Raw genomic sequence first — 21645 nt, 5'->3', positions numbered from 1 at the left:
ACTCTATGCCTATCACCGTCAAAGCCCTGCAAAAATTTGGCCCCGACCAGCCCTTCAAAGTCACCGAAATCGAGCGCCGTGACCCCCGCGAAGACGATGTGGTCATTAAAATCGAGGCAGCCGGTATCTGCCATTCTGATATCCACACCATCCGCAACGAGTGGGGCGAGGCCCACTTCCCCCTGGCTGTAGGCCACGAAATTGCGGGTACGGTTGAGGCTGTTGGCTCTGCCGTTACCAAGTTCAAGGTGGGCGACCGCGTGGGTGTGGGCTGCCTGGTCAACTCCTGCGGCGAGTGCGAGCAGTGCGCCGCCGGGTTCGAGAACAACTGCCTGAACGGGGCGGTGGGCACCTACAATTCCAAGGACGTGGACGGCAGCGTGACCCAGGGTGGCTACTCCCAGAAGGTCACCGTCAATGAACGCTTCGTTCTGCGTATTCCCGACGCCCTGGACTTCGACGTGGCAGCACCCCTGCTCTGCGCCGGTATCACCACCTACTCGCCCCTGGCCCGCTGGGGCGTTAAGCCCGGCATGAAGGTTGCCATCTTGGGTCTGGGCGGGCTGGGGCACATGGGCGTGCAGATTGCCGCCGCCATGGGCGCCGAGGTCACCGTGCTCTCCCGCAGCCTCAAGAAGGCGGACGCCGCCGCCAAGCTGGGTGCCGCCCGCACCCTGGCTACCACCGACGAGGGTTTCTTCACCGAACACCGCGGTGAGTTCGACCTGATCCTCAACACCATCTCTGCCCCCATCGACCTGGATTCTTACCTGGGTCTGCTTAAGCCCCGCGGTATCCTCTCGGTGGTGGGCCTGCCCCCGGAGGCCCTGGAGATTCACATGAACCGCCTAATTGGGGGCGGCAAGGTGCTCACCGGCAACAACATCGGTGGCATTCCCGAAACCCAGGAAATGCTGGACTTCTGCGCCGAGCACGGCATCGGCGCTGTGATTGAGAAAATCGGCGTGGACGAAGTTGATGCCGCCTATGAGCGTGTTGTAGATGGTGATGTGCAGTTCCGCGTGGTTATCGACACCGCAACCTTCGACAGCGCTGAGGTCAGCGCCTAGCCGGCCACCGGCGTCCTGATCTGGAAGTAGCTCAGACCCCGCCCGTCAAAGTGTGCGCGGGGTCTTAGCCTGCCTAGGGCCGCCGGGCAGTATTCTTAGGAACAAGACAACCTTTCATTCCCGAGGAGATTTCTATGGCCGGTGGTTTAGCGGCTCTCTTAGATGACGTAGCAGCTCTTGCCAAGCTGGCAGCTGCAAGCGCAGACGACGTGGCGGCAGCAGCTGGCCGCGCCAGTGTGAAGGCAGCCGGTGTGGTGGTGGACGACGCCGCCGTCACCCCGCAGTACGTGCGCAATATCGAACCCAAGCGCGAACTGCCCATCATCAAGAAAATTGCGATGGGCTCCCTGCGGAACAAGTTGCTCTTTATTCTTCCTGCGGCCCTGCTGCTGAGCCAGTACCTGCCCTGGATGCTCACCCCCCTGCTCATGCTGGGCGGCACCTACCTCTGCTTCGAGGGTGCCGAGAAGGTCATCGAGATGTTCTCCAAGAAGGAGCACGCCGAGGAAGAAGCCCCCGCCGTAGTGCAGGGTGAGGACGCTGAGAAGAAAATCATCTCGGGCGCTGTGCGCACCGACTTCATTCTGAGCGCCGAGATCATGGTGATTGCCCTGAACGAGGTTGCCTCTGAGGGCTTCTGGTCCCGCGCCGCTATCCTGGCTGTGGTCGGCATCGGCATCACCATTCTGGTGTACGGTGCCGTGGGCCTGCTGGTTAAGATGGACGACATCGGTCTGGCGATGGCTCAGCGTGAATCTGCCGGGGCGCAGAAGTTTGGCCTGGGCCTGGTCAAGGCTATGCCCGTGGTCATGAACGTTATTTCTGTCGTGGGTACTTTCGCCATGCTCTGGGTGGGTGGCCACATTATTCTGCTGGGCCTTTACGACATGCACTGGTGGGAGGCTCCCTACCAGTTCGTGCATCACCTTGAGGAGTACGGCCACCACCTGCCCGCCCTGGGCGGAGTAGCAGCCTGGCTGATCAACACCTTCTGCTCTATGGTAATTGGCCTGATCTGGGGCAGCATTATTGCCGCTGTGGTCCACTTCCTGCCCGGCAAGAAGCACCACTAGGCTTTGTAGCTTCTCGTGGAGGGGTTCTGCAGGTTCAGGCTCGCCTCTATGAACCCCTCCCCTAGTTTGTACCGTGCCCTGCCCGCTTTTGACGCTAAAAGTGGGCAGGGCACGGTACATTGCGGAGAAAAGGACGCCTGTGCCCGACTGCTGGGCAAACGAGTATCACAGGAGTATCACGAGGCCATTTTCAAACACAAAAAACCCGCTCCCCCTAGCTCTCACTAAGGGAAACGGGTTTTTCTTCACTGTGCGCAAGGGGGGACTTGAACCCCCACGATCTTGCGATCACTGGCACCTGAAGCCAGCGCGTCTGCCAATTCCGCCACTTGCGCATTATTCATTTTTTATCGTTGCTGAATGAGCAACGAAGATAACTATACACACACCTCCAAGAAGATGTCCAACCGCTCTTTAGTGTCCTCAACCACACACAAGCCTATAAGGCACCCAAAACCGGCGCGCGGGCGTCCGCGCACCACCCTCAAACCCGTGAGATAGCAGGGCTTTACCAGGTTTTCCCGGGGAGTTTTTACGGTTATCCACTAGACTAGAAGCTTAGGCTGTGCGCACACCCTGCGCAGCGAATCAGCTCGAGCACCCGCAGAACACGGCGCGGTGCGCCCGTAGTTTTGTGTTGAAGGAGGCAAGCATGGGGTTCATCGACAGACTTGAACAGGGCCTAGAAAAGGCCGTGCGTGGCACCTTCAGCAAGGGCGGCACTTTTGAGCCGGTAGATATTGCCAACCGGCTCCGCACCGAGATGGACAATAAAGCTTTCTCCGTCTCGTCCGGGCGCACTATCGCCCCCAACAACTTCACCGCTGAGTTCTCAGCCAGCGACTTTTCACGAGCCCAGCAGTGGGGTGTGCCCTTGGCGGAAGAACTCTGTGATGTGGTCATCCGCCACGCCCGCGACCAGGGCTACTCCCTGCGCGGGGCGGTGCGCGTGACCTTCTCGCTCAATAACGAGCTTGAGCCGGGCAGCTTCGACGTCACCAGCGCGGTAAAGAAGATGCAGGCCCCGCAGGACGAATCCGCCCCGACCCCTGCCCCTCAGGCAGCATCTGCCCGCCTGGCGTCCGCACCCCAGTCAGTTCCCACGCGCATTACCCGCCCGGCAGCGCCCCCGCGCACCGAGCCGGTGCCCGCCCACCAGCTGCCGCAGTCTCACCGCCCCGCCCCCACCCCCCAGGTGGTGCTCGACATCAACGGCGAGCGCGTAGTCGTGCGCGATCTGCCGGTCACTCTGGGGCGCGGGTCGAATGCAGATATCACCGTTGAAGATACGGGTGTCTCCCGCCGCCACCTCGATATTGTGGAGCAGGATGGCACCTATCTGGCGGTTGATCTGGGGTCCACGAACGGTTCTTACCTCGACGGTAAGCGCCTGCACGGCCGCGCTGAGCTGCGCAACGGCTCTGTGATTGAGATGGGCCGGGCCCGTATTGTTTTCCGTCTGATGGTTCGTAAGGGGTAGCTTGTGGCATCTGAAATTACCGTGACGGTTTTACGTTTCGCCTTCTTGGGCCTGCTGTGGCTGTTTATTTTTATGGTTCTTGCCGCGTCGCGCCGCGACCTGGGTGTGGGGCGTAATATCCGCACTGCGCGGGCTCAGTTTGAGGACGCCGCTGTTGATGCGCCGGTTGCTCCTGCGACTCCCGCCCACCCGGCGCCGGCGGCTGCCCCTCCGGCGCGTCCGTCTCTGCTGACGATTGTGGACGGTACCCAGGCCGGGGCTACCATGCGCCTGGGCGATAGCCCGGTGACGATTGGCCGCGCCACCGATATTGAGGTGTCTTTGCAGGACGACTACGCTTCGGGCCGTCATGCCCGTCTTTTCCCGCAGGGGTCACGCTGGTTCCTTGAAGATATGGGGTCAACCAACGGTACTTTTGTGGGTGATACCCGCCTGACCCGTGCTACTCCGATTGAGGCTGGCCAGCTCTTTAGGGTTGGCCGTACCACCATGCAGCTGAAAGCCTAGTGCATGAGTATCGCTTTCCGTTTTGCGGCCCGCTCCGATGTGGGGCGAGTGCGCTCTAAAAACGATGACTCGGGGTATGCGGGCCATTACCTGGCAGTGGTTGCCGACGGCATGGGCGGGCATGTGGGCGGCGACGTCGCGTCGGCCACCACAGTGCTTGATCTGACCCTTCTTGACCGGGCCGGTTTTGAGGGTAATGCCGGGGTGTATCTGGCTGATGAGATTGTGAATGCCAATATCATCATGAATGAGCTGGTAGCCCTGAACCCGCGCCTGGCGGGCATGGGTACCACCTGCACGGCCCTGCTCATTGACGGGGACCGCATCGAGATGGCCCATATTGGTGATTCGCGCGCCTACCGCCTGCGCGACGGGGTATTTGAGCAGGTCACCACCGACCACACCTTTGTGCAGCGCCTGCTACAGGAAGGGCGTATTAGCCCCGAGGAGGCCGAGACCCACCCGCACAAGAACGTGATTATGCGCGTGCTGGGCGATGTGGACGCCAGCCCCGAGCTTGAGCTGCGCACCCTGGACGCCGTGGTGGGCGAGAAATGGGTGCTGAGCTCTGACGGCCTGGACGCTGTGGTGCAGGTAGCTGAGATTGAGGCGGTCATGCGCTCCACCGGCGACCTGCAGCAGGTGGTCGATATTCTGACCGACATGACCTTAGAACGCGGTGCCCCCGACAACGTAACCGTAGTAGCACTTCAGGTCATTAGCGAGGACTCCCTCTCAGCCGCGATTACCGCCCCGCAGCCGATTATCCCGGTGCGCAAGTACGGTAAGGACGGCGAGCTGGTGGGGGTTTACCCCACCGTGGAGCAGGAGGCCGGGGTGGACGCCTCTAGCGACAGCGAGGCCGAAGGGGCGGACGCCGGGGAAATATTCGACGAGGACGGCGAGCACCGCGCCCCCTGGCGCCGCCGCATGCCCCAGCACGCCAAGATGCGCAACGCCCTGCGCCACGGCAAGTGGCGCGGTGAATCCTTCACCGACGGCGTGCTCAACACGATGACCGTCAAGGCCGGGGTGGACGCCGCGCCCCCCACCAGCGGTGAGGGGGAGGACGAGCCGACCCCGGCGTCCGTCCTGCGCCATGAGCTTTCAGAGCGCCCCCACGACCTGGTGGGAGCTGCCGCCAATGCCACCCAGACCGGCATGATTCCGGCGGTCACGGCCCGCACCGCCCAGAACATCAGCACCCTCTCGCAGCAACAGACCACCCAGACCCTGGAGCCTGCCGAGCTGCCCGAAGAGTACCGGGTTGCCCTCAGCAACGAAGTTGCCCCATCGCCCCATCGCTGGCCCATGCGCATCTTCGTGGCTGCCCTAACCCTAGCTGTACTGGCGGCCAGCGCCTGGAGCTTCTTCTCCTGGACCAAGACCCAGTACTACGTGGGCGTTAAGGACGACCACGTGACGGTATTCAACGGCATTAACCAGTCCCTGGGGCCGGTCAGCCTACACACCGTGGTCGATGAGACCGATATTGAGGTCAGCTCCCTGCCGGAGTTCTCCCAGTCACTTCTACGTAGCACCATCACCGCCACCAGCCAGGACGAGGCTGAGCAGATCGTGCAGAACCTGCGTGACCAGCTACCGCCTACAGTTGCCCCGGGAACCGTGACCACGGTGGCTCCTACCCCGAGCGCCTCTGCCAGTGAATCGAGCGAGCCGACCCCGCCGTCCGAAACCAGCCCAACACCCGATACCAGCACAACTACCCAGGGAGGTAACTAGTGAGCACGTCATCTACCGCACCTGCGGTTGAGCTGCCCCGCTCCCGCCGCCTGACCGAGCTGGTACTCACCGTGCTAGCGGTGCTACTCTGCCCTGCCGCTATGTACCTGGTAGACCCCGAAACCGCCCTGGCTAACCGCATGTGGTTGCAGGCCCTGACCGTTCAAGGTGTAGGTGCCCTGGTGCTACACGCTGTCATGTATATGAGGGCCCGCTACGCCGACCCCTTCATTCTGCCGATTGCGGTAGCTCTGAACGGGCTGGGCCTGGCCATGATTTACCGCATCGACCTGACCACCACCGCCAACGCGGGAGCCGCCCAGCTCATGTGGACCGGGCTGGCCATGATTGCCTCAGCTGTGGTGCTCTTCTTCCTGCGTGACCACCGCGTACTACGCAAGGTCACCTACATCTCACTGGTGGCTTCGATCGTGCTGCTCTTGCTGCCCCTGCTACCGATTATCGGTACCGAAATTAACGGTGCCCGCATCTGGATTTCCCTCGGAGGCCGTACCTTCCAGCCCGGTGAGATTGCCAAGATTACCCTGGCCATCTTCTTTGCAGGCTACCTCTCAACCCACCGCGACCTCATTATGCTGGCCGGTAAGCGCCTAGGCCCGGTACGCCTGCCCCGCTTCAAAGACTTAGCTCCCATGTTTATCGCCTGGTTCGTTTCCCTGGCGGTGCTGGTTTTCCAGCGCGATTTAGGCTCGGCCATTCTCTTCTTCGGCATCTTCCTGGCCATGCTCTTCCTGGCCACAGGAAGCCTCACCTGGGTTGCCCTGGGTCTGCTCTTCGTGGCTGCTGGCGGCGTGCTGGCCTACAGCTACATTCCCCACGTCTACTACCGCATCAATTCCTGGGTCCATGCCTTTGATCCCGAGATTTACAACCAGCCCCTGGGCGGCTCGGGTCAAATTGTGCAAGGCCTCTTCGGCCTGGCCTCTGGCGGCCTCTTCGGACGCGGCTGGGGCAACGGCCGCCCCGACCTGGTCTCATATTCCAACTCAGACATGATTATCACCGCCCTGGGTGAAGAACTGGGCCTACTGGGCTTGGGGGCTATCCTCATGCTCTTCCTGCTGCTAGTCTCCCGCGGCTTCCGCGCTGCCCTGGGCACCCGCGACGCCTTCGGCAAGCTCCTGGCAGCAGGCTTCTCAGCCCTCATCGTGATTCAGCTCTTCGTGGTAGTTGGCGGCGTAACCCGCCTGATTCCCCTGACGGGTCTGACCACCCCCTTCATGTCTGCCGGTGGCTCCTCCCTGCTCTCAAACTGGGTCATCGTGGCTATTCTGCTGGCCATCTCCCACACGGCCCGTGCCCCGCACGTGGTGGAAGAGTTCGACGAGTCAGACAGCATCGACTACGAGGGCTACGAGCCAGAGGGCGCCACGTCCGTCATTTCTAGAATTACCGAAACCAACCGTTCAGGAGGTGCTCGCGGTGAATAGAGCCATCCGCCGGGCATGGATCGCCGCAGCCTGCGTCTTCGTGATGCTGCTGGGCACCCTGACCTACATCCAATTCTTCGACGCTAAGAACCTACAGGCCAACACCTGGAACTCGCGCACCCTCTATGAAAGCTACGGCTCCCAGCGCGGTTCTATCGTGGTGGACGGCGTAGAAATTGCCTCATCCGTAGAATCGAACGACGGCTACGCCTTCCAACGCACCTACTCCCAGCCTGAGCTCTACGCGGGGCTCACCGGCTACTTCTCGTCCATCTACGGGGCAACCGGCCTGGAAGCTGCCATGAACGACCAGCTCTCGGGCAACTCCGACGCCCAGTTCTACGACCGCCTGGCCCAGATGTTCACCGGCAACACCGCCCAGGGGGCCAGCGTAGAGCTGACCATCGACAGCGAGCTCCAGCAGCTGGCCTACGACCTGCTGGACGGCCACAAGGGCTCTATCGTGGCCCTCAACCCCAAAACCGGCGAAATCCTGGCTATGGTGTCCACCCCCTCCTACGACCCCAACACCCTCTCGTCCCACAACGCCGAATCGGTGCTGGCCCAGTACGCGGCCCTCAATGAGGACGCCAACCACCCGCTCTACAACCGCGCTATCGCGGGCGACACCTACGCCCCCGGCTCAACCTTCAAAATTATTGACGCCGTAGCCGCCCTCGAATCGGGTAAATACAATGCAGACTCGGTGATCCCCAACCCGCAGAACCTGACCCTGCCGAACACCACCGTCACCCTGCCCAACTACACCGGCGGCCAGTGCTCAACCCGCACGTCCGCCACCATCGAGTGGGCCCTGGCGCAGTCCTGCAACACCCCCTTTGCCCAAATTGCTATGGACCTGGGCGAAGAAACCATCGCCCAGACCGCAAGCAACTTTGGCTACGGGCAAGGCCTCCAGATTCCCCTGACCGTGTCACAGTCGGTCTTCCCGACCAACATGGAAGACAGCCAGCTAGCACAGGCGTCTATTGGTCAGTACGATGTGAAGACCACCCCTTTGCAGGTTGCAATGATGAGCGCAGCTATCGCGAACGACGGTGTGCAGATGAAACCCAACCTGATTAGGTCGGTTAAGTCTCACAACCTCAGCTCGCTGTACGAGTTCTCAGCTGAGGAGCTACGACGCTCCACCTCGGCCGATATCGCCAACCAGGTAACAGAGTGGATGGTAAACGGCGTGAGCAACGGTATCGCCTCGGGCGCCGCGGTGAGCGGGGTCCAGGTGGCCGGTAAGACCGGTACCGCTGAAATTGGGGACACGGGGTTGAATAACTCCTGGTTCACCGGTTTTGCTCCGGCTGACGACCCGCAGGTAGCTATCGCGGTAGTCTATGAAGGTGTAGACGTCACAACAGGGGCGCAGCTTGCTGCTCCCGCAGGTAAACAACTTTTTGAGGCGGTGTTGAACAAGTGAGGCCTTCGGTAGATGTGACTCTTGGTGGTCGCTACACCCTGACCGAGCGTATCGCGATTGGCGGTATGGGCGAGGTCTGGAAGGCGCGCGATAAGGTCTTGGGCCGTACCGTCGCCGTAAAGATTCTGAAAGAGGAATATACGGGCGACCCCGGCTTCCTTGAGCGTTTCCGCGCCGAGGCCCGCCACACCGCCCTGCTCAACCACCCCGGCGTCGCCAACGTCTTTGACTACGGTGAAGAGGACGGCTCTGCCTACCTGGTCATGGAGCTGGTTCCCGGGGAGCCGCTGTCTAACATCATTGAGCGCGACAAGCAGCTACCTGCTGACCGCATCCTCAATATCATGGCGCAGACCGCCCGCGCCCTGGCAGCCGCCCACGCCCAGGGTCTCGTGCACCGCGACGTGAAGCCCGGCAACCTGATTATCACTCCGGACGAGCGGGTGAAGGTCACCGACTTCGGTATCGCCCGCCTGGCTGACCAGGTACCCCTGACCGCCACCGGCCAGGTCATGGGCACCGCCCAGTACCTGGCGCCTGAGCAGGCAACCGGCCAGCAGGCCACCCCCTCCTCAGACATGTATTCCCTGGGCATCATCGGCTACGAGTGCCTGGCAGGCAAGCGCCCCTTCACCGGCGAATCGCAGATCGCCATCGCCCTGGCACAGGTCAACGACCCGCCGCCGCCCCTGCCCAAGGACGTCCCCGCCCCCGCAGCAGCGCTCATCATGTGCCTGCTCTCCAAAGACCCGGCGGACCGCCCCGAGACCGCCACCGCGCTGGCGTCCGCTATCGACGCCATCCGCCGCCGCGACATCCCGGCCGCTATCAAGGCTGTACCACCCCTGGGCAAGTTCCTGCCCCAGGGGGCAGATACCCAGGCCACCCAGGTCATGACGGCCCCCACCGCCGTGGCTCCCGCAGCGGCCCGGTTTGGCTCAGGAGCCCACTACGAACCCGAGCCCACCACCGCCCGTGTACCCAGCGCCCCGGCCGCTGCCGCCTACCCGGCAGCCGAGCCCCCGGCAAAGAAGAAGAGCCCCTGGGGCTGGGTATCCCTGGTGCTTGCCCTGCTCCTCATTGCCGCCGTCGTCTGGTTTGTACTAGCTGGTAGCAACCGCTCCAGCACCACCGGCGACAGCACCCCCACCGCCTCGGGTACCGTCTCAACCGTCAGCGTCTCACCCACACCCAGTGCCAGCGAAACCAGCACCGAGAAAACCCGGGTAGAGATTGACTCAGCATCCTTCGAGGGCCGCCCCCTCGATGAGGTCGTCAACGAACTCACCGCCATGGGCTTCTCAACCCGCACCACCGGCGTCACCTCCGACTCCGCGGTAGACACCGTGCTCTCCGTTTCACCTACCGGTAGCGTAGAAGTGGGCGAAACCATTACCGTGCAGTACTCCACCGGCCCCAAATCAGTGACCCTACCCAGTAATCTGGAGGGTACAGACTCTGAAGAGGCCATCAACGCGATTACCGCCCTCGGCGTGAACGTGCAGATTCACTTTGAAGAAAGCAGCAGTGCCCGCGAAGGCACCGTGCTCCGCACCAGCCCCACCTCGGGGTCCCGCGTTGAGGTAGGGAGCAGCGTAGACGTCTACGTAGCCAAGGCCCCCGCAGCCAGTGCATCCGCATCGCCGAGCGCCTCAGCATCACAGTCAACCACCGGCTCCGAATCAGCCTCACCGAGTGCTGATTCAACCGGCAACTAAACTCCACCGGAAATGATGGGTGAATACATGGACCAGCAGGTTCCTGAAACTATCGATCAGCGCTACGAGGTAGGGGCCGTTATCGGCTCCGGCGCCATGGCGACCGTCTACGAGGCGGTTGATACACGCCTGGGGCGCAAGGTTGCGCTCAAGGTTCTACGGACTGAGCATGCTCAGGACGTCATCTTCCGCGCCCGTTTTCAGCGCGAGGCAGAGGCCGTCGCGGCCCTCAACCACCGCTCTATCGTGGGTGTCTACGACACCGGCTCCTTCGATATTCAGGTAGGTAGCTCTGAGGTCTCTGTGCCCTTCATGGTCATGGAGCTGGTTCAGGGCACCACCCTGCGCGACGCTATGTCTCGCGGCGAGGTCGACCAGGCCCAGGCCCTAGCCTACGGTGTGCAGATTCTTGAGGCTCTCGATTACAGCCACAGCGCAGGTATCGTGCACCGCGATATCAAGCCCGCCAACGTCATGATTCTGCCCCAGACAGCAGAGGACCGTGAGCTGGGCGAGCCCGGTCAGATTAAGGTCATGGACTTCGGCATTGCCCGCGCCGCCGAAGAAGCCGGTGATGCCCTGACCAAGGCCAACACCGTCATGGGCACCGCCCGCTACATCTCCCCCGAACAGGCCCGCGGCGAGACCGTCGATGCCCGCAGCGATGTTTACTCAGCTGCCTGCGTGGTGTACGAGATGCTGGCTGGGCGTTCACCGTTTGACGCCCCCACCAACGTAGAACTGGCCGGTAAGCACCTGAGCGAGACCCCTCAGCCTCCCAGCGCCTTCGCCTCAGAAGAAGTCTCCCCTGCTCTCGATGCCGCTGTGCTCAAGGGCCTGGCCAAGAACCCTGCCAGCCGTTACCAGAGCACCGGCGAATTCGCGTCCGCCCTCAAAGATGCCCAAAGCGGCATACTTACCGGTAGCGACCAGGACCCCACCGAAGCAACCACCGCTTTCGGTGCAGCTGCCCTGGGCGCAGGCGCCGCAGCAGGCGCTGTCGCCGCCACTCCTCGCGAAACCGAAGAAGCCGGCATTGGCAGCTTCTTCGACAACGCCCAGTCTGAATACACCGACGAAGAACTCTACGGTTACGGCTACGGTCAGGACCCGGCTAAGGCCCGCAAAAAGCGCCGCCGCAGCGCCTGGAGCAAGGCTCTCACCACTATGCTCATCCTCCTGCTGGCAGCTTTCGGTGTAGGCTCTGTGCTCTACTACCAGGCCAAGCTCAACGAGGTTCCCGTGCACGTGGTTCCTGCGGTTCAGGGCCTCACCAAGGAAGAGGCTGAAACCCAGCTGCGTAACCTGAACTTCGCGCTCAAGTTCGAAGAAGAGCACTCCGACACCATCCCCAAGGGTTCAGTTATCAAGACCTCCCCCGTGACCGGCCTCGAAGCTGAAGAGGGCAGTGAGATTGTTGTGACTGTATCGTCCGGCCCGGCTGTACTAACCGTGCCCGCCAACCTTGAGGGCCAGAGTGAACAGTACGTGCGTGAGACTCTCACGAACGCTGGCTTCGTGCCCGGCCGCACCACCACCGTCAACAGCCCCACCATCCCCGCGGGCATGGTTGTTGGTGTAACCCCCGGCTCCGGTGAACAGGCCGATGCCGGCGCGACCATCGATATCATTCTCTCCAACGGTAAGGTTGAGGTCCCCAGCCTGGTCGGCCTGAGCCGCGATGCCGCTATCGCAGCACTGACCGCATCAGATACCCTGCTGAGCACCAATATCGAAACCGTCACCACCACCGCCCAGCCCGCTGGCACCGTTATCTCACAGAGTGCCACTGCCGGAACCCTGATTGAGCAGGGTTCAACCGTGACTATTCGCGTGGCGGTTGCCCCTGTGGCAACCAGCGCCCCCAGTGCGGCAGCTACTACCGCACCGAGTGCAGCGGCTACGGCCCAGGCCACCCAGCCTGCCGCTACGGCCACTGCCCAGGCAACCCCGAGCGCAGCAGCGAGCGCAAGCGGTAACAACAACGACTAGGTCGTGCTCAACCTATAAGAAAGCCGCCCTCCCCACGTGGGGAGGGCGGCTTTCTTATAGGGGTTTTTGGGCTATCAAGCTGGTGTTAGGCTGCCGGTTCGATGAGGGGAGAGAGGGTCGCACCCAGGGCTGCGGCCCCTTCTAGGCCTACTTCTTCGAGCCAGTTGCCGAGCATGAGGTAGCCACCTTCTGTAAGTACCGATTCGGGGTGGAACTGTACACCGTGCAGGGGGGCGGTAACGTGGCGCAGACCCATGATGATGCCGTTATCGGTGCTGGAAGTAACCTCTAGCTCAGCAGGCAGGGTGGCAGGTTCAACGGCGAGGGAGTGGTAGCGGGTGGCGGTGAAGGGGCTGGGCAGGCCTTTGAATACGGACTGGCCTGTGTGCACCAGCTGGGATGTCTTACCGTGCATGAGCTCGGGGGCGTGACCCACTACCCCGCCGAAGGCTTCGGCGAGGGCCTGGTGGCCCAGGCAGACGCCGAGCAGGGGCTTGTTAGCAGTCTTGGCCCATTTAATGACGTCGATGATGACACCCGCTTCGGCAGGGTTGCCGGGGCCGGGTGAAACGAGCACACCGTCGTGATCTTGGGCGAGGGCGATGGTCTCGTCAAGAGTCAGTTCATCGTTACGGATGACGGTGGTTTCAGCACCGAGCTGCTGGATGTAACCGACCAGAGTAAAGACGAAGCTGTCGTAGTTATCGATGACGAGGATTTTGGTCATGGCACCTGCCCTTTCGTGATGGTGTCTTGATTCTATCGCACGGGGTGGGGCGGGCGTCCGGTGCTTATTGCTCTATGGTCACGTCGGTGTTGAAGGGGCTGTATTCGGCGAAGTGGGGGAAGACGTATTCCATGAGCAGGTAGACGGCGGCAGCTATGAGGGCAATGGCGATGATGATGCGCAGCCACAGGGGGCCGGGTAGGTGGCGGAAAATCCAGGCGTACATGGGGTTCCTTGGGGTGGACGGCGGTGGTTGGCTTTAGCCGGCGATGGCGGCGATTTCTTCGGGGGCGCCGGCTTCAGCTGGCTGCCAGCTGACGAATTCGGCGTGAACGATGTAGCGTTCGGTATCGCCGTAGCGGGGGTGGCAGCTGGTGAGGGTGAGTAGGCGGCGGTCTGCCTCGGCGAGGGGCGCTTCGGGCTGGTCGGGGTTAGGGGCGATGACCTCTATCTGGGTGGGGAGCACAATCTTGTGCTCGTAGACCCGGTAGGTGTAGTAGCCCTCGGCGGTGCGCACATAGATGTTGTCGCCGTTTTGGAGCAGGTCGATATTATCGAGCACTGCACCGTTGGTTTGGCGGTGACCTGCTAGGGCGAAGTTGCCGTATTCGCCGGGCATCTGGCTGCTGGGGTAGCGCCCTAGCCCCAGGGTGTCGAGCACATCGGTACCTACGCCTTCGGCGAGGGGCCGGGCATAGTTTTGGCCCAGGCGGGGAATGTAGACCACGCCGTAGGCCTGCCCGTAGGCAGGCGGGGTGGCAACCGGTGGGTTGGCGGGGTCGTAGTCGGGTACGACGTTTTCGGACGCCGCCCCCTCGGTGTTCTCCCCCTTGCCGGTGGTAGCGGGGCCGGGGCGTCCGCTGCCGCTGTTGAATTCTTGGATGAGACTGTCGACGGCCTGCTGCTGGGTGCGGTTGGCGTCGATGTTGGTCCACCAGAGCTGCCAGGCAACGAACAGGAGCAAGATAAGACCCGCCGTAATCAGAAGTTCACCGACGATTTGGATAGCCCACTGTAGGGGGGTGCGGCTAGCAGGGGGACGCGCGCGGCGGCTAGCGGTGGGGGCTGCTGTGGTCACATCTCACCTCGGCGTGGGACGGTTGCGGGGGACTGTTTAATGTTAGAACTTTTTCAGGTGGTACGGTTAAAATCGTCTCTGACCGTATATTTTGTAAACTGCCGGGAGCGTGCTCCCCTACTGGAGGAAAAGTGGCTGAGTCGAAGTCTATTCGTGACGAGGATTTTGAAGAGGCGGAGCTACGCCGCGTTGCTGAGTCGATGTACAGCGACGATGACTTCCCGTCGCCGACCCCCCTCTGGTATCGCGTGATTATGTTCGCCATGATTGTGATTGGCGTGCTGTGGATTATTACCTTCTACATTTCCCAGTCGGTGTACCCGATTCCGGGTATCGGTAACTGGAATATCGGTATCGGCATTGGCTTCATGATGGTGGGTCTGGTTATGACCACCCGCTGGCGCTAGGGTGCCGTTGTGGCTGAGAAGAAACCTGAGACAACCAACCCCTCGAACTTAGCGCCGGTTGATCCGAACGAGACGCTGGAGCAGCGCGCCGATATTCGTGCCGCCCGGTTTGAGACCAAGCTGCGCCGGTGGGCGCTGTTTGGTGTGGTTGCCGCTGTGGCTATTTATTTTGTGTGGCAGGCGGTTGCGGGCTAAGGTGCCTGCGCTTCTGTCGTTTCCCCGTTACCGGCCTACGGTAGCGGGGATTTTTGTGTGCGGTAGAGGGCAACCAGCACGGTAAGGGCTAGGAGCTCTACCAGGGTTTGGGTGAGTACCGCCAGGGGCATGAGGGCGGACGCCGGTTCGTCGGCTAGGGCGGTTGATAGGCCGAGGACCAGGGGCAGTATCACGAGGGCATTTCGGGTGACGGCTGAAAAGGTGAGGGCGACCCGCTCGGGTGCGGGCAGGACCCTGCCCCAGCGTCGCAGGAGGGAGCTAGAAAGCAACCCCATACATATAGCGTATAGGGCATATAAGCAGGCCAGAGGCATAAGATACGAGGTGAGCTGGGTGACGTGAACAGCATGAGCGGCCGGGGTGAGGGCAAGCACCAGCACCATCAGCGGCACCATTAAAACACTTGCTGCATCTTCAGAATATCTCTGCAGGTGCCCACCTACTCCCTGGATAAGGGCCGCGCCCAACAGGGGGACTACCACCACCGCCAGGGCGGCTACCAGCTGCGGCAGGGCCTGCCAGAGGGTGCCGTCAGCTAGAAAATCCTCCCGCCAGATACCGGCGGAACGGAAGAGAAGGAGCCACAGGGGAATAAGGCACATCTGCGCCAAGAGCAGGAGCGGGGTGCACGACAGGAGGCGCACATGGGCGCCTCCCGCAAGACCGGTAAAGGTCACCACATAATCTACACAGGGTGCCAGGAGCACAAGTGCTGCGGTAAACACCAGAAGATCAGGCACCTGAGGCACAAGTCGGTGGAGACCCAGCAGAAGTAGCGCCACCACCAGGGGTGCTAGAAGAAAGTTGAGAGCCAGCAGGGTTTTAGTAAAACCGGTGAGCGCCCCGGGTTCTAGAAGGCCACGGAGCGGAATCGTTAGGAAGGTGGCCAGGAGCAGTACACCAAGGGCCGGGGTAACCAGCGGCTGAGCAAGACCCGCAACCCCCGGCACAAAGGACGCCGCAAGCCCCACTGCCAGGGCAAGCAGGTAGAGCACCACCTGGTGTCTCTCCATGAAGCTGACCACGAGCGTCCTTTCCCTTAAAGCAACCTGCCCTCCCCTACTGTAAGGCAGGGAAGGGCAGGGCTACACAACACCTATCAGCTCGAGTTCAGCTGATTTTGCACCTTGGCTTGGGTATATGCCTCAAGCAGTGTGCTTTATCTCGTCAGCGTTCTCACGCTGGGAGTCTGATTACGCTTCGGGAGCGGTGAAGGCTACATCGAGGTTGATGACGACCTTATCTGAGACCAGCACGCCACCGGCTTCAACTGCGGCGTTCCAGGTGATGCCGAAGTCCTTGCGGGAGATGGTTGCTGAGACAGATGCGCCGGCGCGGGTAACACCGAAGGCGTCAACGACTGCACCGGTGAATTCGCCGGTGAAGGTGACGGGGCGGGTTTCGCCCTTGATGGTGAGGTTGCCTGCGATGGTCAGGTCTTCGCCGTCGAGCTCAAAGGAGGTTGATTCGAAGGTCATGGTGGCGTGGGCGTCTGCATCGAAGAAGTCTGCGCTGCGCAGGTGGCCGTCACGGTCAGCGTTGTTGGTGTTGACCGAGGCGATCTGTGCGGTTGCCTTGATGGTGGAGTCTGCGATGCTGTCAGCGATGACGAGCTGGGCCTCAACCTGTTCGAAGGTGCCGCGCACCTTGGTGATGCCTGCGTGGCGGACGGTGAAGCCTACCTCTGAGTGTGCTGAGTCGTAGTTCCAGGTGCCTGCGGTGAGTTCTGCCATGATTATGCCTTTCGAGCGGTACGGTTTGTTTTCAACAGTTATTACTTTACAAGTAAAGTTTTACTCGTGCAAGCTGTGCGGTAAAAAATTTTACAAAGAAAATTTTAGCCGGCGGGGCTATCGCAGCACCCCTTCGCCCGCGGCCGCAGCGTACACCCGTTCGCTCAGCCGGGCGAGCACGGGGGAGCTGATGTTCCAGTGCTGCCAGTAAAGTGGCACATCAACCGGCTGGGGGGCGAGCTCCACCAGGTCGCCGGAGGCAAGGGCGTCAAGGGCCTGTACCTCCGGCAGAATACCCCAGGCAATTCCTCCCAGGACAGCCCGCGCATAGTCGGGCGAGCTGGGCAGGTAGATGGTGGGCGAACTCTGCCAGGAGTCAGGCTCCACCGCGAAGCGGTCGAGCAGCAGACCCCGGGCGGACGCTAGCCCGAAGTCCTTTCGGTCAAACTCCACCACCGGCGCAAGTGCTAGCTGCTCAGCGGTGACCTGCGGGTAGGCGGGAAAGTAGCGCGCCAGGTAGTCGCGGGAGGCAACCACGCGGTAGCGGATATCGCCCAGCTTCTCAACGGAACAACCGGCGATAGGTTCGGGGCGCGATGTCAGGGCAGCCATCACCTCACCCGACCGCAGCAGGGCGGACGAGTGGTACTCGGCTTCTCGGCGCACGTCGCAGAAGATGCGGTCGCGGGCGGCTAGCTCTGCAACGGCCGAGAGAAACCAGGTGGCTAGGGAGTCGGCATTGACGGCCACAGCTACGCTCTGCCCCTCTTCACTACCACCGAGCTCACGCTCCATTTCTGCGTGCAGGAATTCGCTTTGCCGGGCAATACGCAGGACGCTTTGCCCCGACTCGGTGGGAGCCACCGGGTTAGTGCGCTTGAGGAGCACCCGCCCGGCCAGCTGTTCCATTGCCTTGACGCGTTGCGAGATGGCAGAGGCGCTGACGCCTAAAATATCGGCGGCTGCGTCGAAGGTGCCGTATTCAATGACGGTGACGAAGGTTTGGAGCTGGTCGGTCGTAAAGCGCATCATAAGAACATCTTATGCTATTGAAGTTTCATTAGATAGCTTTATGAATGCTGGTCACCTACGATAGATTCTCGTGACTATCGCAGAAATCCTCCCCCACGTCCTCTTTGGCATCGGCACCTCGCTCTCACTCATTGTGGCTATCGGTGCCCAGAACGCCTACGTACTCAAGCAGGGCATCATCGGCAAGTTCATCTGGCCCATTGCCATCTTCTGCATTCTTTCTGATGCCCTGCTCATCGGCTTGGGAGTGCTGGGAATCGGCTCCCTGGTGGACTCAGCCGCCTGGGTACTGGAGATTCTGCGCTGGGGTGGCGGAGCCTTCCTCGTCATCTACGGTGCCATGGCTGCGAAACGTGCTCTGCGGCCGTCCGCCATGAAGGTCACCAGCGAAGACTCCGGGCCGCAGACCCTGGGGAAGGCCCTGCTCATTGCTGCTGCCATGACCTACCTCAACCCCCACACCTACCTCGATACCTTTGTTCTCATTGGTGGCATTGCGGCGCAGCAGGGCGACTACCGCTGGCTTTTTTACGCGGGCACGGTCACCGGTAGCGCTATCTGGTTTACCCTCCTGGCCTCGTGCAGCCGCTTCCTGCGTCCTGTTTTTGCCAACCCCCGTGCCTGGCGCGTGCTGGACGCCGGCATCGCCGCCCTCATGTTCTTCCTGGCCTACAAGGTCATGTTCGGACACTAAGGCACCTGCCCGACCTGTAGGTAGGTATCTGAGGACTCGGTAGGGGCATCAGCGTCGTGGGTAACCACGACAACCAGATTATATTCAGCTATCTGCCGTATCTGCTGCCAGACCGCAGCACGGTGTCCGGAACCGATACCCGTGGTCGGCTCATCGAGCACGACAAGAGAATCTTGGGGCCCAAGCAGGGTACGGACGAGCGCCACCCGCCTTGCTTCTCCGCCAGAAAGGGCGTTTCCCTCTCCAGCTACAGCATCACTAGACCTCCTGCCAGCCCGGGTGAAGTCTGGTAGTCCTAGCTCTCTGAGCATACGGTCTATATCTTCACCAGGTAGGGCACGATCTGCCTGAATCACCTGATAGGCAGTATCAAAAATCAGATTAGTACTCTGGGGCAAATACCGCACAGTCGAAAAAGTATCCAGTGGCACTACTTCAGCATCAGCAACTGCGCGGAACCCTAGCAGGGCTTCAAGCAAACTGGTCTTGCCGGACCCGCTTTCTCCACATAGCCAGATAATTCCCCGCCTACGAGTAGCTACCAACTGACAAAGCTGACCTATCTCGATAGCTTCTTGCCCTAATTGCACCCCCTTCCCTTGTACCGCTCGCGATGCCTCTTCCTGCTTAGCCATAGCCACACCCAGCGATGATAGGCCGAACCCTATATCCTGCACAGTTTGAATAGAGTAAAGAGCCACTCCAATGAGAGCTACAAGACCGGAAATCACCATGTCCATTTCCTGGCCTTTATTAAGAGCTGCGTAGACACCCATAAGAACGGCTAGAAGTAAGGCTAGGAACAGGGTCTGCCCCAAATATAGGTTGCGCGTAGCTCGGTAGGACTGCACCCCGGCTTTTTCTACCACAATACGGCTTTTCTGATAGTTGCGACGTGTCTGACCATGTAGCCCAAAAATAGCGACTTCCCGCCAATAGGCCACATAGTTGCTGAGCACTCCAAAGTTTTTGAGAGCAGATGCGTAGAAAGCCCCCTGTACCTGCTGATGACGTTTAATAAGGGGCATACTCAGGACTATAAAGAGCACGAGGCTCAGGACATAAAGGATGCCTACCGGCCAGCCGCCGACAAAACTCAGGGCTATAGCTCCACTAGCAAGGACGCTCACTGCTGGCAGAAAAGCGAGAAGAAGGGTTCCTAATACCTCACGGAATGCACTCATATGACCGTCAATAGCGTAGGCCAGTTCTCCATCATCCTGCCGCGCACGAGCCGGACGTGAAGAACAATAGGTATGATTCAATGCCTCCAGAGCTATCTCAGTTTGAGCAGCCTGCTCGAGAGCTCCATAGAGCGGATAAACCAAGTAGGTAAGCCCTCGGGATAAAAGCCAGAGCAGGCTGTAGCCCATAATCAGTACAACCAAAGAGACAGGTTCAGAACCATCGAGAACCCAGATAAGGGCCACTCCGGGCATGGCAGAAACTACTACCCCTAGTGCTGGAGATAGCACTAAAGAGATTATTACTATCCAGGCATGCAAAGGGTTTACAGTATAAAACCGAGAAAAAGTAACAACGGAAAAACGCGAAAGAGAAATTAAAGTTTTCATTTTTACCTTCAAGACAACAAGCCGCCGCATATGGCGGCTTTAAAGAATCATGCTGTGTCTCTTTAGAAAGGCCTGCGCCATGGCACACTTACCCTCCCGCTTATCTCTACAAGCGAGTTGATAGGATGGCGTCAAGCCTGAAGGCAAAAAATTATACGGTCATCGTTGACTTTCTGTATCTAGGAGAAAGCTAATCGACAAGCCTCCTCGTAGAGTCCATTCTGACAAACCTCTAGAGAAAAGGTCAACACCTTCTACTGCCGTGACGAGCCCGGTAGATATTTCGCACCATGACCGTGCGCCGCACCTGGCCGATGGCAGGCTCCAAGAACTCCTCCGCGTAGCGGGAATCCGTGCTAGTCTGCGCAGCAAAGTTAAGGGCAGCAAAAGCCCCCAGCACCATCGCAACCTTCACCAGAACGTCCGTAAACGGGAACTGCACACCCAACAGGGTCACCTTAGAGGCCTCAAAACCCAGCCAACTCGTAATGGTGGCATCGGGGATAGCGATCGTGCCAAACCACACAAAAAACAGAAAAACGACCCCGGCAAAAAGTACAGCCTGAATCATCTGCACCACAATCGGAAGAAGCACCAGGTTATTCCACTCGCCCCACCTAAAATCAGCCGGGCGGCCCAAGCCCGCAGCGGGCAAATTTTCAAGCTCCTGACGCCACCTGTCCCCAGCCTGCAGAGCAGCACCCGCGTACTCGGCGTCCGTAAACTCCTCCACCTTATCCCCTTTACGGGCACCCAGCAGCCGGCGGGTCTTCTCAGTTACTGTCGACGAAACAACCAGAAAGCTCAGCACCGTCAGGATAGCCACAACCTGCAGAGTACGCTGCATACTCAAAGCCGCAGCCACACGCCAGATATCGCCGTTCACAAAAAAGAAGAGCACTGCAATCATGAGCACCGGCAGCACCTTGACCACCATGCTTGAAAGGGCAGCCAGCTCCTTCACAATCTGCCGAAGCGCCCAGTAGCACAGGGAATCCAAGCCCAGGTAAACAGCTAGGAGCGTAGCTCCCAAGATCCAGAGCACATCACCGGCAGCAAAGGCGTCAGCAACATCTGCCAGCCCTATCCAGCGGGCAGTCTGCGGCAGCATGGAGAAAGCCGCTAGAGGCAGAAGCAGCGCACCAATTAGGGTTTGGCGCCAGAAGGGCAGGGGCTCTAGTAAGCGCGATACGGCCCAGGGCACGGCCAGGAGCAAGATGGGCGGCACGAGGGCTAGGGCAATGAAGATGGGCGTCAGGACGCTGTCTGGCACGTCTACCGGCACACCTCCGTCCTGCGCCTCAACATCAAGCTGGGCTAGGCCCCACAGCAGAGCAAGATAGGTGAAGGAGGAAACTATAAGCCAGGCAGAAAGCGGGGCGGAACGGGCGAGAGTCCATCGCGCACGCTCTCGCGCAGGGATAACTAGCGGAGCCCCGGCGGCTCTGAACCAGGTGTGTGCTTCTTGCTCGGTGAGTGTCATACTCTGATTCTACGGGCTGAGCTGAGGGGTATTTTTAACCGCACAATATATAAAATATTTGTTCTATTTTTATAAAAAGCAGTTTTTGGGTACAAAAAAGCGAGGGGTTCTAGAGCGTTAGCTCTAGAACCCCTCGCTGATTCAACCCTTGGGTTGTTATCTCAAAACCATACAGTGGACGCAAACAAAAACAAACTCAGTCATAAAAGTGTAAGCCTTCGGACTATTAGTA

General features: G+C 60.3%; 20 protein-coding genes and 1 tRNA gene. 12 read left to right on the top strand and 9 right to left on the bottom strand.

Translation table 11 applies throughout. The features are described from left to right. The first annotated feature begins 5 nt into the window (after window positions 1–5). Both ACFP6B_RS06370 and ACFP6B_RS06365 read left to right on the top strand, forming a co-directional pair. Window positions 6–1070 carry an NAD(P)-dependent alcohol dehydrogenase gene (locus ACFP6B_RS06370; protein WP_377128298.1) on the top strand — a complete coding sequence of 355 codons (1065 nt, stop codon included), beginning with the start codon at window positions 6–8 and terminating at the stop codon, window positions 1068–1070. 134 nt (window positions 1071–1204) lie between these two features. Beyond that, a complete protein-coding gene (locus ACFP6B_RS06365; protein WP_377128295.1) occupies window positions 1205–2143 on the top strand; it encodes a DUF808 domain-containing protein in 939 nt (312 codons plus the stop codon). A 251-nt stretch (window positions 2144–2394) separates the two neighbouring features. On the opposite strand, the gene ACFP6B_RS06360 is transcribed toward ACFP6B_RS06365, so the two are convergent. Beyond that, window positions 2395–2478 (bottom strand) — tRNA-Leu (locus tag ACFP6B_RS06360). 317 nt (window positions 2479–2795) lie between these two features. On the opposite strand from ACFP6B_RS06360, the gene ACFP6B_RS06355 reads away from it, so the two are divergent. From ACFP6B_RS06355 to pknB, 7 genes are read left to right on the top strand one after another with little or no spacing between them, the layout of a single operon-like run. Further along, window positions 2796–3623, top strand: a complete 828-nt coding sequence (locus tag ACFP6B_RS06355) for an FhaA domain-containing protein (protein ID WP_377128292.1) — start codon at window positions 2796–2798, stop codon at window positions 3621–3623. A 3-nt stretch (window positions 3624–3626) separates the two neighbouring features. Next, window positions 3627–4130 carry an FHA domain-containing protein FhaB/FipA gene (locus ACFP6B_RS06350; protein WP_185173720.1) on the top strand — a complete coding sequence of 168 codons (504 nt, stop codon included), beginning with the start codon at window positions 3627–3629 and terminating at the stop codon, window positions 4128–4130. A 3-nt stretch (window positions 4131–4133) separates the two neighbouring features. Continuing rightward, the gene (locus ACFP6B_RS06345; protein ID WP_377128287.1) at window positions 4134–5873 is read left to right on the top strand and encodes a PP2C family protein-serine/threonine phosphatase; all 1740 of its coding nucleotides are present in this window, start codon (window positions 4134–4136) and stop codon (window positions 5871–5873) included. Next, window positions 5873–7324: an FtsW/RodA/SpoVE family cell cycle protein gene (locus tag ACFP6B_RS06340; protein ID WP_377128284.1), complete on the top strand. Its 1452-nt coding sequence runs from the start codon at window positions 5873–5875 to the stop codon at window positions 7322–7324. The genes ACFP6B_RS06345 and ACFP6B_RS06340 overlap by 1 nt, the downstream gene beginning before the upstream one ends. Continuing rightward, a complete protein-coding gene (locus ACFP6B_RS06335) occupies window positions 7317–8759 on the top strand; it encodes a peptidoglycan D,D-transpeptidase FtsI family protein (protein WP_377128281.1) in 1443 nt (480 codons plus the stop codon). Before ACFP6B_RS06340 ends, ACFP6B_RS06335 begins: the two co-directional genes overlap by 8 nt. Next, entirely contained in the window at window positions 8756–10477 is a 1722-nt protein-coding gene (locus ACFP6B_RS06330; RefSeq protein WP_377128278.1) for a protein kinase domain-containing protein, read from the top strand. The genes ACFP6B_RS06335 and ACFP6B_RS06330 overlap by 4 nt, the downstream gene beginning before the upstream one ends. A 27-nt stretch (window positions 10478–10504) precedes the next feature. Further along, the gene (gene pknB / locus ACFP6B_RS06325; RefSeq protein ID WP_377128275.1) at window positions 10505–12469 is read left to right on the top strand and encodes a Stk1 family PASTA domain-containing Ser/Thr kinase; all 1965 of its coding nucleotides are present in this window, start codon (window positions 10505–10507) and stop codon (window positions 12467–12469) included. A gap of 85 nt (window positions 12470–12554) precedes the next feature. Here pknB and ACFP6B_RS06320 read toward each other — a convergent pair whose 3' ends face one another. The 3 genes from ACFP6B_RS06320 to ACFP6B_RS06310 form a co-directional block, all read right to left on the bottom strand. Continuing rightward, window positions 12555–13196 carry an aminodeoxychorismate/anthranilate synthase component II gene (locus tag ACFP6B_RS06320; protein ID WP_377128272.1) on the bottom strand — a complete coding sequence of 214 codons (642 nt, stop codon included), beginning with the start codon at window positions 13194–13196 and terminating at the stop codon, window positions 12555–12557. A gap of 64 nt (window positions 13197–13260) precedes the next feature. Beyond that, window positions 13261–13422, bottom strand: coding sequence for a hypothetical protein (locus tag ACFP6B_RS06315; RefSeq protein ID WP_185173726.1), 162 nt, complete (start codon window positions 13420–13422; stop codon window positions 13261–13263). 33 nt (window positions 13423–13455) lie between these two features. Then, the gene (locus ACFP6B_RS06310; RefSeq protein ID WP_377128269.1) at window positions 13456–14274 is read right to left on the bottom strand and encodes a class E sortase; all 819 of its coding nucleotides are present in this window, start codon (window positions 14272–14274) and stop codon (window positions 13456–13458) included. A gap of 131 nt (window positions 14275–14405) precedes the next feature. Here ACFP6B_RS06310 and ACFP6B_RS06305 point away from each other — a divergent pair, with 131 nt between their 5' ends. Together ACFP6B_RS06305 and ACFP6B_RS06300 are read left to right on the top strand one after the other, a co-directional pair. Then, the gene (locus ACFP6B_RS06305; protein ID WP_237186461.1) at window positions 14406–14681 is read left to right on the top strand and encodes a cell division protein CrgA; all 276 of its coding nucleotides are present in this window, start codon (window positions 14406–14408) and stop codon (window positions 14679–14681) included. A 9-nt stretch (window positions 14682–14690) separates the two neighbouring features. Further along, a complete protein-coding gene (locus ACFP6B_RS06300; RefSeq protein WP_135012635.1) occupies window positions 14691–14876 on the top strand; it encodes a long-chain fatty acid--CoA ligase in 186 nt (61 codons plus the stop codon). A 35-nt stretch (window positions 14877–14911) separates the two neighbouring features. Here ACFP6B_RS06300 and ACFP6B_RS06295 read toward each other — a convergent pair whose 3' ends face one another. From ACFP6B_RS06295 to ACFP6B_RS06285, 3 genes are all read right to left on the bottom strand, one after another. After that, the gene (locus tag ACFP6B_RS06295; RefSeq protein ID WP_377128265.1) at window positions 14912–15922 is read right to left on the bottom strand and encodes an arsenic resistance protein; all 1011 of its coding nucleotides are present in this window, start codon (window positions 15920–15922) and stop codon (window positions 14912–14914) included. Between the two features lie 168 nt (window positions 15923–16090). Then, complete coding sequence (locus tag ACFP6B_RS06290; RefSeq protein ID WP_377128262.1) at window positions 16091–16630, bottom strand: YceI family protein; 540 nt, start codon at window positions 16628–16630, stop codon at window positions 16091–16093. Window positions 16631–16747: 117 nt separating this feature from the next. Beyond that, the gene (locus ACFP6B_RS06285; protein ID WP_237186466.1) at window positions 16748–17662 is read right to left on the bottom strand and encodes a LysR family transcriptional regulator ArgP; all 915 of its coding nucleotides are present in this window, start codon (window positions 17660–17662) and stop codon (window positions 16748–16750) included. Window positions 17663–17732: 70 nt separating this feature from the next. Here ACFP6B_RS06285 and ACFP6B_RS06280 point away from each other — a divergent pair, with 70 nt between their 5' ends. Then, the gene (locus ACFP6B_RS06280; protein ID WP_237186468.1) at window positions 17733–18356 is read left to right on the top strand and encodes a LysE/ArgO family amino acid transporter; all 624 of its coding nucleotides are present in this window, start codon (window positions 17733–17735) and stop codon (window positions 18354–18356) included. Here ACFP6B_RS06280 and ACFP6B_RS06275 read toward each other — a convergent pair. After that, window positions 18353–19930, bottom strand: a complete 1578-nt coding sequence (locus tag ACFP6B_RS06275) for an ATP-binding cassette domain-containing protein (protein ID WP_377128257.1) — start codon at window positions 19928–19930, stop codon at window positions 18353–18355. The genes ACFP6B_RS06280 and ACFP6B_RS06275 overlap by 4 nt on opposite strands. A gap of 244 nt (window positions 19931–20174) precedes the next feature. Beyond that, window positions 20175–21413: a hypothetical protein gene (locus ACFP6B_RS06270; RefSeq protein WP_377128254.1), complete on the bottom strand. Its 1239-nt coding sequence runs from the start codon at window positions 21411–21413 to the stop codon at window positions 20175–20177. Window positions 21414–21645: the final 232 nt, after the last annotated feature.

Source organism: Rothia nasimurium, from assembly GCF_042660305.1.
Lineage (GTDB): Bacteria > Actinomycetota > Actinomycetes > Actinomycetales > Micrococcaceae > Rothia > Rothia nasimurium.
The sequence above is the reverse complement of the archived record's forward strand: the minus strand, read 5'-3'. Positions and strand labels throughout refer to the sequence as shown.